The 11,198-nt window shown below is 62.4% G+C and carries 10 protein-coding genes; 6 read left to right on the top strand and 4 right to left on the bottom strand.

All coding sequences use genetic code 11. From position 1 onward, the window contains the following. The first annotated feature begins 179 nt into the window (after positions 1 to 179). From ACWKWX_RS32355 to ACWKWX_RS32345, 3 genes are all read left to right on the top strand, one after another. Positions 180 to 1,133 carry a GlxA family transcriptional regulator gene (locus ACWKWX_RS32355; RefSeq protein WP_483829904.1) on the top strand — a complete coding sequence of 318 codons (954 nt, stop codon included), beginning with the start codon at positions 180 to 182 and terminating at the stop codon, positions 1,131 to 1,133. Positions 1,134 to 1,456: 323 nt separating this feature from the next. Then, positions 1,457 to 2,347, top strand: coding sequence for a glycosyltransferase family 2 protein (locus tag ACWKWX_RS32350; protein ID WP_483829903.1), 891 nt, complete (start codon positions 1,457 to 1,459; stop codon positions 2,345 to 2,347). Between the two features lie 53 nt (positions 2,348 to 2,400). Next, positions 2,401 to 3,183 (top strand): WbqC family protein, encoded by a 783-nt coding sequence (locus ACWKWX_RS32345; RefSeq protein WP_483829902.1) that lies wholly within the window; start codon positions 2,401 to 2,403, stop codon positions 3,181 to 3,183. Positions 3,184 to 3,482: 299 nt separating this feature from the next. Here the strand turns inward: ACWKWX_RS32345 and dctA are convergent, their stop codons facing one another. Further along, a complete protein-coding gene (gene dctA, locus ACWKWX_RS32340) occupies positions 3,483 to 4,778 on the bottom strand; it encodes a C4-dicarboxylate transporter DctA (RefSeq protein ID WP_483829901.1) in 1,296 nt (431 codons plus the stop codon). A gap of 77 nt (positions 4,779 to 4,855) precedes the next feature. After that, complete coding sequence (locus tag ACWKWX_RS32335; RefSeq protein ID WP_416424986.1) at positions 4,856 to 6,025, bottom strand: mandelate racemase/muconate lactonizing enzyme family protein; 1,170 nt, start codon at positions 6,023 to 6,025, stop codon at positions 4,856 to 4,858. Between the two features lie 122 nt (positions 6,026 to 6,147). Here ACWKWX_RS32335 and ACWKWX_RS32330 point away from each other — a divergent pair, with 122 nt between their 5' ends. Next, positions 6,148 to 7,008, top strand: coding sequence for a LysR family transcriptional regulator (locus ACWKWX_RS32330; RefSeq protein WP_416424987.1), 861 nt, complete (start codon positions 6,148 to 6,150; stop codon positions 7,006 to 7,008). Between the two features lie 9 nt (positions 7,009 to 7,017). Here ACWKWX_RS32330 and ACWKWX_RS32325 read toward each other — a convergent pair whose 3' ends face one another. Together ACWKWX_RS32325 and ACWKWX_RS32320 are read right to left on the bottom strand one after the other, a co-directional pair. Further along, positions 7,018 to 8,277: a type II toxin-antitoxin system HipA family toxin gene (locus ACWKWX_RS32325; RefSeq protein WP_483829900.1), complete on the bottom strand. Its 1,260-nt coding sequence runs from the start codon at positions 8,275 to 8,277 to the stop codon at positions 7,018 to 7,020. Further along, positions 8,270 to 8,587 (bottom strand): helix-turn-helix domain-containing protein, encoded by a 318-nt coding sequence (locus ACWKWX_RS32320; protein ID WP_416424989.1) that lies wholly within the window; start codon positions 8,585 to 8,587, stop codon positions 8,270 to 8,272. The genes ACWKWX_RS32325 and ACWKWX_RS32320 overlap by 8 nt, the downstream gene beginning before the upstream one ends. A 269-nt stretch (positions 8,588 to 8,856) precedes the next feature. Between ACWKWX_RS32320 and ACWKWX_RS32315 the strand changes: the two genes are divergently transcribed. Both ACWKWX_RS32315 and ACWKWX_RS32310 read left to right on the top strand, forming a co-directional pair. Beyond that, positions 8,857 to 10,281, top strand: a complete 1,425-nt coding sequence (locus ACWKWX_RS32315; RefSeq protein WP_483829899.1) for a sugar porter family MFS transporter — start codon at positions 8,857 to 8,859, stop codon at positions 10,279 to 10,281. Between the two features lie 438 nt (positions 10,282 to 10,719). Next, the gene (locus ACWKWX_RS32310) at positions 10,720 to 10,974 is read left to right on the top strand and encodes a DUF3077 domain-containing protein (RefSeq protein ID WP_483829898.1); all 255 of its coding nucleotides are present in this window, start codon (positions 10,720 to 10,722) and stop codon (positions 10,972 to 10,974) included. Positions 10,975 to 11,198: the final 224 nt, after the last annotated feature.

Genomic DNA, 11,198 nt, shown 5'->3' with positions numbered 1-11,198 from the left:
GGCAGCCCGTTGATCGACGCCTCCAGTCGGCCCGGGCGCTTTACGGGGCATACAATCAAGATCACAAGCAAGATCAAAAGCCAGATCAAAAGCAGATCAAAAGCAGATCAAAAGCAGATCAAAAGCAGATCAAAAGCTTCATCACCGGCAACCTGACCCAGCATCTGGAACCCACCACCATGACCACCATCGCCCTCCTCATCTACCCCGGTTTCCAAATCCTCGGCCTCGCAGTCTCCACCGTCTTCGAAACCGCCAACGACCTCCACGGCCCGCACTACCACCTCACCCTGCTCTCCGAACACGGCGGCATCGTGCCCTCCTCCCTGGGCTTCGGCATCCAGACCGATACCTTCAAGGACACCCACCACGACACCCTCATCGTCATCGGCAACAACCACATCGACGACGCCCCACCCGCCCTGCTGGACTACCTGCGCAGCGCCGCGCACCAGTCCCGGCGCATCACCGCCGTGTGCACCGGCGCCTTCGTGGTGGCTGCCGCCGGCCTGTTGCAGGGCCGCCGGGCCACCACTCATTGGGCCCACGCCCGGGCGTTCCGCAGTGCCTACCCCGGCGTGCAGATGGACGAGGACCGGATTTTCGTCATCGACGGCAACGTATGGACCTCGGCCGGCATGACCGCCGGCCTCGACCTGGCCCTGGCCATTGTCGAGCAGGACCTGGGCACCGCGGTGGCCAGGCAGGTGGCGAAGAAGCTGGTGGTGCACCACCGGCGCTCGGGCGGGCAGTCGCAGTTTTCCGCGCTGCTGGACATGGACCCCAAGACCGACCGTATCCAGGGCGCGCTGCTGTATGCCCGCGAACACCTGGCCACCGACCTGTCGGTGGACACCCTGGCCGACGTCGCGCACCTGAGCCCCCGGCAGTTCAGCCGACTGTTCCGCGAAGAGACCGGCCAGTCGCCGGCCAAGGCCATCGAGCACCTGCGCGTGGAGGCCGCGCGCGTCATGATGGAAGCGGGCCGTCATTCCCTCGACGTCATCGCCCGGGAATGCGGCTTTGGTGACCGCGAACGCATGCGCCGGGCGTTTCTGCGCGCCTTCGGGCAATCGCCCCAGGCGATCAAGCGGGTAACCGAGACGCAGCTGGCGAGTTTTCCGCAGGCCTGAGTCCAGGCCGCTGATTCAAGTCATCCGCCCCGATAGTGCTCCTTGATCAATTAACCCACGCCAATGATCAGACGCGCGTTAAGGCGCCATAACTTTAACGCCGCCCGAGCCAGTTTTTTTGACACTTTACATAGTCAATATAACCATAAGCAGGCTACCTAACACCGCGTATCGCAAATTTTACAAATCACCCTTCCCATCAGTTGACAGGTACAACCTCTTCGACGATACCTATACCCACAACGCGCAGAGGGAGGCCTGAAAATGGCAGGTCATATCATGCAAACACCTTACCTACAGGCTAATGCCCGAGCAGCCGAACCATGAATAACAACTCCCCTGCCCCGCTCGTCAGTATTGTTTGCCCCACTTATAACCATGAAGCTTTTATTACCGCCACCCTGGACAGTTTCATCGCTCAACAGACCAACTTCCCTTTTGAAGTACTGGTTCACGATGACGCCTCCACCGATGCCACCGCGCGGATACTTGCGGACTATGCCGACCGCTATCCCGATATTATTCGTCCCTTTTACCAAACCCAAAACCAATTCCAGCAAGGCAAGGAATGCATCCCGGACATATTCCAGCATGCCCGCGGCCGTTATATCGCTTACTGCGAAGGCGACGACTACTGGACCGACCCGGCCAAGCTGCAAATCCAGGCCGACTTCCTCGAGGCCCACCCCGACTATGTGCTGACGTTCCACGATGCCATGGCTTTCGACATCAACGGTGAACGGGGCCTGCAACTCCAAGGCAAGCTGCGCCGCGACGCCAGTGCCCTGGAACTTCAGCAGGGCCGCCAGCTGTCCACGCTGACCGTGTGTTTTCGCAATGTGTTCCACGAGATGCCACGGGAGTTGCAGGGCGCGCCGCTCAGCGACATGTGCTGGTGGTCGCTGCTGGGCGCCCACGGCAAGGGCAAGTTTCTTGCGCAGATAAAACCAGCCGCGTACCGGGTGCACCCCGGCGGCATCTTTTCCATGCGTTCGGAAAAGCGCAAGCAGCACATGAGTCTGCAGACCTGCCAGGCGCTCGCCAACTATTATTACCGCCTGGACAACCAACCTTTGTACGAATACTTCCTGACCCAAGTATTTACTGCTTCCCTGGCCGCCATCTCGCCACTTCAAAAGTTGCAAGCCTTGATGCTGCTTGGCCGGAATATCGGCGTCAATCTTTATAAACGCCTGATCACCTCTGCCACCTGAACACTGCCGCAACGGCTGCCCGACAGACAATTCAAATAATTGAGGACACCTGAATGTTCACGTCAATCGCCATGATGCAGCCGTATTTATTCCCTTATCTGGGATACTTCCAACTGATTGCCGCCGCCGATGTATTTGTCCTGGGCGACGACTTGCAATATATCAAGTCGGGTTGGGTCAACCGCAATAACGTACTCGTCGGCGGCCAGGCGCGGCTGCTGACCTTCCCGCTGAAACGTGACAGCTTCGAATTGGCCATCAATCAACGCGAGACCAGTGACAACTTTGCCGACGAAGCGCAGCGGTTGTTGAACGTCATCAGGAGCAACTACGCCAAGGCACCTTGCTTTGCCCATGTGATGCCAATGGTGGAGGCGCTGGTGCTGCACCCCGAGCGCAACCTGGCGCTGTACATCGAACACAGCCTGAAGCAGCTGTGCACCTACCTGGGCATTCACACGCCATTCTTCCGCGCCTCCGACCTGACGCTGCCGGCACCACTGGACAAGCAGGACCGGGTCATCCGCACCGCCCGGCAGTTTGGCGCCCGGCGCTGCATCAACTCCATGGGCGGCACCAGCCTCTACGACCCCCGGCATTTTGCCGAACATGGGCTGGAACTGAAGTTCCTGGCCATGGACGACGACATCAGCTACCGCCAGTTCAAGCACCCCTTTGTCGGCAACCTGTCCATCATCGACGTGATGATGTTCAACGACGCCGAGGCGCTGGCGGCGCTGCTGCAGCGCTATTCGCTGCACACCGTGGAGACACCCGTGCAACCGGCGGTGCTACTGGAACGACGCCGCGTCCCGCGGGCAGTCAATCACGCCTGAAAGACGCCGCCTGGCGGCAGCTGCTACGAAGGTTTTGCGCCCCCCCGTAGCAGCGGCCGCAGGCCGCGTCCGAAGCCACGCGGTGCTCCAGCAAGACGCCGCCTGGCGGCAGCTGCTACGAAGGTTTTGCGCACCCCCGTAGCAGCGGCCGCAGGCCGCGTCCGAAGCCACGCGGTGCCCCAGCAAGACGCCGCCTGGCGGCAGCTGCTACGAAGGTTTTGCGCACCCCCGTAGCAGCGGCCGCAGGCCGCGTCCGAAGCCATGCGGTGCTCCCGCAAGACGCCGCCTGGCGGCAGCTGCTACGGGGTTACCGGGGCTGGGGCCGGTGGTTTGTTCATCTGGGCGATCTCCTGCTGCGCCTTGGCCAGGTCAAGGGCGCCTTCCCATTTGGCGATGGCCAGGGTGCCGATGCCGTTACCCAGCAGGTTGGTGACGGCGCGCGCTTCGTTGAGGAAGCGGTCCACCCCCAACAACAGCACCAGGCCCACCAGCGGGATCTGCGGTATCACCGACAAGGTCGCGGCCAGGGTCACGAAGCCTGCGCCCGCCACGCCCGCCGACCCCTTGGAGGTCAGCAACAGCACCCCCAGCACCACCAGCTGGTCCGCCAGGCTCAGTGGCGTGTTGGTGGCCTGGGCCACGAAGATCGCCGCCATGGTCAGGTAGATGCAGGTGCCATCGGAGTTGAACGTGTACCCCGTGGGCAGCACCATGCCAACCACCGATTTGCGGCAGCCCAGCTTCTCCAGCTTGATCATCATGCGCGGCAGCACCGCTTCGGTGGAGCAGGTGCCAAGGGTCACCAGGATCTCGTCCTTGAAGTAGCGCAGGAAGGTCAGCAGCGGAATGCCGGACCAGCGCGCGATCGCGCCCAGCACCACCACAATGAACAGCAGCGTAGTGAGGTACAGCGCCAGCATCAGGTGCCCCAGCGACAGCAACGTGCCGATGCCATATTTGCCGATGGTGAACGCCATGCCCGCCCCCGCACCGAGGGGCGCCAGGCGCATGACCATGGCGACGATGCGAAACAGCCCCTGCAACAACAGGTCGATGACGTTGATCAACGGCTGGGCCGGCGCGCCAATCTGCACCAGGGCGATGCCCAGCAGCACCGAGATGAAAATCACCTGCAGCATCGCCCCCTTGGCGAACGCATCGACGAAGGTGGTGGGGATGATGTTCATGAAGAAATTGATCGCGCCGCCCTGCTCGTGGGCCGCCTGGGCATAGCCCTTGATGGCTTCGCCGTTGAGCGCGCTGACGTCGATGTTCATGCCCACGCCGGGCTTCATGACGTTGACCACCACCAGGCCAATGACCAGGGCAATGGTGGACACCACCTCGAAATAGAGCAGCGCCTTGCCACCGATGCGCCCCACTTCCTTGATACTGCCCATCTTGGCGATGCCCACCACCACAGTGCCGAAAATGATCGGCGCCAGCAGCATCTTGATGAGTTTGATGAAACCGTCGGCCAGGGGTTGCAGCTTGGCGCCGAAGTCGGGGACCAGGTAACCGATCGCCCCGCCCAGCAGGATGCCGATCAGCACCTGCACATACAACAGCTTGTACCAGCGCGTGGTCGTGTTCATGGTTGTACCTCAGTGTTGTTTTTGTAGTGAGGACAAGCACGGCCCCGTGCAGGGGCCGCCTTACGGCAAAACTCGAATCAGCCCTCGCCCAGCTCGCGCATCACCTGGTACAGCGCGGCCTTGGCCTCGAAGCCCACGCCCGGAATGTCCGGCAGCCCCACGTAACTGTTTTCCACGCGGATGCCGTCGGCAAAGCCGCCGAAGGGCTGGAACACGTCCGGGTAGGATTCGTTGCCACCCAGGTGCAGGCCGGCGGCGATGTTCAGCGACATCTGGTGGCCGCCGTGGGGCACCACGCGGCGGGACGACCAGCCCAACTCCTTCATCACCTCAAGAGTACGCATGTACTCCACCAGGCCATAGGACAACGCGCAGTCGAACTGCAGGTAGTCGCGGTCCGGGCGCATGCCGCCGTGGCGCAGCAGGTTGCGCGCGTCCTGGTGCGAGAACAGGTTCTCGCCAGTGGCCATGGGCAGCTCGTAATGGTTGGCCAGCTCGGCCTGCAGGGCGTAGTCCAGCGGGTCGCCGATCTCTTCGTACCAGAACAGGTTGTACGGCTTGATCGCCTCGGCGTAGGCCAGGGCGGTGGGCAGGTCGAAGCGGCCGTTGGCGTCCACCGCCAGGCGACGGCCGTCGCCCACCACCTCCAGCACCGCCTCGATGCGGCGCAGGTCTTCGTCCAGGGGCGCGGCGCCGATTTTCATCTTCACCACGTCGTAGCCGCGGTCCAGGTAGCTCTGCATCTCGGCCTTGAGCTTGCTCTGGTCCTTGCCGGGGTAGTAGTAGCCGCCCGCGGCGTAGACCCACACCTTGTCGTCGGCCACGCCGTTGCGGTAACGGTCGGCCAGCAGGCGATAGAGCGGCTTGCCCTCGATTTTCGCCACCGCGTCCCACATGGCCATGTCCAGGGTGCCCACCGCCACCGAGCGCTCGCCGTGGCCGCCGGGCTTCTCGTTGGTCATCAGGGTTTTCCAGATGGCGAACGGGTCGAGGTTGTCGTTGGCCTGGTCCACCAGCGTGTCGGGGTCGGCCTCGGTAATGCGCGCCAGGAAGCGGTCGCGCATCAGCGCGCCCTGGCCGTAGCGGCCGTTGGAGTTGAAGCCGTAGCCGATCACCGGCTTGCCGTCGCGGATCACGTCGGTGATCACCGCGACCACCGAGCAGGTCATTTTGGAAAAGTCGATGTAGGCATTGGCAATGGGCGATGCGATGGAAACCGTCTTCTCGCGGATGTCGACGATGCGCATGGAAAGCGTCCTCTCTGATTGTCTTGCCTGGCAGGCCAGGGGTGCGAGGGGACTCTACGGCTGGACGGGAAAAACGGGCCAATGCTATTAATGGGGAACCCTATGCGTACAAGGCATCGCTCATGGAATTGCTGTGGTTGGAAGACTTCAACGCCCTGGTTGAAAGTGAAAATTTCTCGCGGGCCGCGGAGTTGCGCCACGTCACCCAGCCGGCGTTCAGCCGCCGTATACGCGCGCTGGAAAGCTGGGTGGGGGTCGAGCTGTTCGAGCGCACGCCCCAGGGCGCGACGTTGACCGCAGCGGGGCGCAGCATGCTCGACAACGCCCGCGAGCTGACCCGGCGCCTGTACCAGATGCGCGCCGACGTGCAGCAGGTGGCCGGCAAAGCCAGCCGCACCCTGCATTTTGCGGCCACCCATTCGCTGTCGTTCACCTTCTTCCCTGCCTGGATCCGCGCCATGGAACAGGGCGCGCCGCTGGAGGGCATCAGCCTGCATTCGGACAACATGGCCGCCTGCGAACAGCTGCTGCTGAGTGGCGAGGTGCAGTTCCTCATCTGCCACCAGCACCCCGGGGTGCCGCCGCGTTTCGACAGCAGCCTGTTCGAGAGCAAGGTCATTGGCAGTGATGCGCTGCTGGCGCTGCAGTCGCCAGAACTGGACACCATTGAGCGCCTGCCCTTCCTGGCCTACACCGCCGAGTCGGGGCTGGGGCGCATCGTCGCCTCGCACCTGCATGCCCACCCCGGCCACCCCCGGCTGGACACCGTGTTCAGCTCGCACCTGGCCGCGGTGCTGTTGTCGATGGCGTTGCAGGCCAAGGGCGTGGCGTGGCTGCCCGAGAGCCTGGCCGCCAGCGAGGTGGCGGCTGGACGGTTGGTTGCCGCGGGCCACGGCTTGCAGGCCATTGCCGCGCAGATCCGCGTGTTTCGGCCACGGATGCCGTTGGGGGAGCATGCGGAGCGGTTTTGGGCGGATATGTAGGGGCAGGTATCAGCGAAGCAGGTCGACGTTGTCGTTGATACGACCCTGGATGGTCTGCAAGGTTTGCTCGGTAATGACCCCAGGGTACATCGTTTCGGCAATCACCCTGAAACGCCTAGCCACCTCGCAAAACCTGTCGATCAGGCGGCCAGCGCCATCGGCAGCCACCTCTGCCTCGTTCGCCAACTTGAGCAACGCCTGGCGGTCAATTTCGAGCGCCTCACCCAATACGTCCATTTGATGATAGCCACCTGGTCCCTCGCAGAACGTCACGTCATAGGCGGGCGCCAAGCGCCAGTACCCCGCGGCCGACATCAGGTAGGCAAAGTTCTTGGGATGATCATCGCGGTTATTGAACGCCACATTGAACACCGCCCGTTCGAACGCGAGGGCTTTCTCGCGCACATCGTTGGTACACAGGTGCGTGGCACGAAGAAAGTTGACGTAGTCCAAAGCCCCAGGCGACCTGAAATCGGCGCCGGTGAAGGCTGCAAGGCTTTGCATGGGGACGCGCAGCCCGTCGTGGCGATCAAAGCGCTTACTGGCAAACGCCGCGAGCCCATTGGGCAAACTGAAGTACCGAGTATCGGGCGTCGGTATGCCGCATAGGCGCAAGCACTCGGCATAGACCATTTCCACCGCGCATACTTCGGGATGCTCCTCCCTGGCAGGAAACTTGATCAGCCACGCCTCGAATCCCGGCTCGGCAGCGGTCGTGAATGCCCCGCTCAGTGGGTCACGGTAAACCAGCGCCTTGGGCCGGGCGCCTTGTGGGGAGCCACCGACCAGCAACAAGCGCTGCAAAAATTCGCCACCTTCGCCACTGAGAACTTCCCGTACTTCGGCTGCCAGCAAGGCAATGGAGACAGGCGCCAGCGGCTCGCCTACCTCAGGCGCAACCGGCTCGAACGACATCGCACCCATGGCATTGCCGCCGATGTAAGCGAGACGTTCGAGCGGGCCTATGCGTGCGGGGTTTAAACCGCGACGTTTGAACAGGCGGTCCATGAGTAGCATGCCCCAGCCGTCAGGCAAGGCATCATACACAGGGCCTGGCAGCCCCAGTTGGTGCGGCGCGAAGCCTTTGCGCAACCTCTCCCCCGCCAGTGCCAGGGTGTAGGAGGACAACTCCAACCCCTTGCTCCTTGCCTCGTCGCTGTACTCGAACACCACTTGGGGCCGCCCAGTGACGGCTTTCGTCGAAACCAGCGTGCCCCACAACCAGTGCTCACCCCAGCCGTCGTAATAGACCTCCACTTTCTCAAGCATTGTCGGCTTTCCTTCTCGAGCGTTGCCGTTGCGCGCTGTTCTCGTAGCGACGAATGTCATCGATGCTTTCCAGCTTGGGCAGGAACAGTCCCTCAAGCTCCTTGCCACGCCCAAGCACCATGGCCACGCGAACGAGCGCTTCGAACCCCACGTTGCGCCCTGCCTCCAGATTTGACACGGTGTTGGTTGCAACTCCAGCGCGCGCAGCCACCTGGGCCTGGGTCATTTGCTGCGCCAGCCGTTCGGTGCGCAGGCGCTCGCAGAGCCGCTTCACAACTTCAGCAGGTTTGGTCAGGCTTAAATCCAACATTTTGGCCACAATATCTGCATGACTCGGTTAGCCCACATTTCCATGGATTTAAGCTTAGCGCAATCAGCGATTTTAAATCCCGTATTGTGTGCGCTAAACGCCTAAATTCACGATAAACCATATTTAAATGGATTTATTAGCAACGGACGTTGTACCCATCACGTTACGTCATTCCGAGCCACAAAAACGGAACCAACCGCTCTGGCACGCCCCTAAACACGATGTGAGCCATTTTGGCACCCCGTCGTTTCCAGAGAGGTCTGCCGCCCATGGCTACCAGCACTATCGCGTCGCACCCCACGGGTGAAACCGCCCAGAAACACAGCTCGCCCCAGCGCCTGATCCTGATATCGGTGCTGGTGGCCACCATGGGCGCCCTCGCCTTTGGCTATGACACCGGCATCATCGCCGGCGCCCTGCCCTTCATGACCTTGCCCGTGGCCCAGGGCGGCTTGGGGCTGAACCCGCTCAGCGAAGGCATGATCACCGCGTCGCTGATCGTCGGCGCCGCGTTCGGCTCGCTGGCCAGCGGCTACCTGTCCGACCGCTTTGGCCGCCGCGTGACCCTGCGAGTGCTGGCGGTGCTGTTCATTGCCGGCGCCCTGGGCACGGCGGTGGCGCCGTCGATTGCGTTCATGGTGGCCGCCCGTTTCGTGCTGGGCATTGCCGTGGGCGGCGGCTCGGCCACGGTGCCGGTGTTTATCGCGGAAATCGCCGGGCCGTCGAAGCGCGCGCGGCTGGTGAGCCGAAACGAGCTGATGATTGTCAGCGGGCAATTGCTGGCCTACGTGCTGAGCGCGGTGCTGGCGGCGCTGCTGCACGCCCCGGGCATCTGGCGCTATATGCTGGCCATCGCTACGGTGCCGGGCCTTCTGCTGCTGGTGGGCACGTTCTTTGTGCCGGCGTCGCCGCGCTGGCTGGCCGCCAAGGGCCGCTATGACGACGCCCAGGCCGTGCTCGAAACCCTGCGCGACACCCCCGCAGAAGCCAAGCGCGAGGTCGAGGCCATGAAGGCCCATGATCAACAGCACCGCAGCCATGCCTCCGCCGGCGCCCTGTTGCGCCAGCCGTGGGTGCGCAAGCTGCTGCTGATTGGCGTGGGCCTGGGCTTTACCGCGCAGTTCACCGGCGTGAACGCGTTCATGTACTACACGCCCATTATTTTGCAGCACACCGGCATGGGCACCAACGCCGCCCTCACTGCCACCATCGGCAACGGCGTGGTCTCGGTGGTTGCCACCTTGCTGGGCATTTGGGCCATCGGCCGTTATGGCCGCCGACACCTGTTGATGACCGGCCTGGTGATCGTGGTGCTGATGCAGGCGGCGCTGGGCTGCGTGCTGCAGTTCATGCCGCAGAACCTTGCGCAAAGCTACGCGGCGCTGGGCTGCATTCTGGTGTTCCTGCTGTTCATGCAGATGTGCATCGCGCCGGTGTATTGGCTGCTGATGTCCGAACTGTTCCCGATGCAGGTGCGGGGCCTGCTCACCGGCGTGGCGGTGTCGATGCAGTGGCTGTTCAACGCCAGCGTGGCGTTCCTGTTCCCGGTGGCGGTGAGCACGCTGGGCAACCCGACGTTCTTCGTGTTCGCGGCGATCAACGTGGGCTCGCTGGCGTTTGTGTTTTTCTGTTTGCCGGAGACCAAGGGCAAGACCCTGGAGCAGATCGAGAAGCACATGAAGAAGGAGTTGTGAGACACATCGGGAAACATAGACGTAGGAATCATCCTAGGAAAATCCCTACAACGTCTGCGATAATCGAATAATTAGCTTACATTTGGCTGCTTGCGTGCTTTTCCATGGGTGACTAATCTCTGCCCGCCGCTGCTCATCAGCGGCAGGGTTTGGTCACCCACTGGTTATCAGGCGCAGTAGCGTCGCCATCTTCATGCGCGTTTCGCCAGCATGAGGTTTTATGGCAGCTGTGCGCGGGGCGTCTTCGGATGCGCCGGGTCCCTGATACCCCGGTTGACCAACCCTCGCATAGCTGCCACCCCCTTGTTTGGTCACTTGAGAGTGGGAGCTCCTTCAACGTATCAGGAGTCTCTCCATGCTAAAGCCAACACCCGACCCACCCCCTTTGCACAGCATCACCTGAGCACCACGCTGTTTTAATTCAAAGGGAAGCTGGTCATGAATGATTACCTGGAAACCACAGCGCTGCCCTTCGGCATGCGCGACTCGCGTGAGCAGCCGTTTTTCAGCGTCAACCCGGGCATCAGCCTGGAAGACGCCCTGTGCCACCTGGCACACCTGCTGCGCTGCGCCTACGACTCGGCCTATGAGCTGACCGATGGCGCTACGCTTGAGAAGGGCCTGGTGTGGTCGACGCTGCACCACATAGAGGGCGCGAAGGGGTTGGTGGATGCGCTGATAGCATCAAGGTAACCCACGTGCCGTAGCAGCGGCCCAAGGCCGCGTCACCAGCGCCGCGCAACACCTGGCACACCGCGCGGGCCAGACGCAGCCTTCGGCAGCTGCTACGCGACGGGGGGGGGGGGGCAGGCGCCCGCCCTTCTGTATCAAAACTTACAGTGATCTGGTCAACCAATCCCGGACATTTGTTTAGGAGCTACGCCGCCAGCCTTTCATGCTCCACCGGCGTGCGGTAC

The sequence above is a fragment of the Pseudomonas imperatae genome (assembly GCF_057128625.1).
The sequence above is the reverse complement of the archived record's forward strand: the minus strand, read 5'-3'. Positions and strand labels throughout refer to the sequence as shown.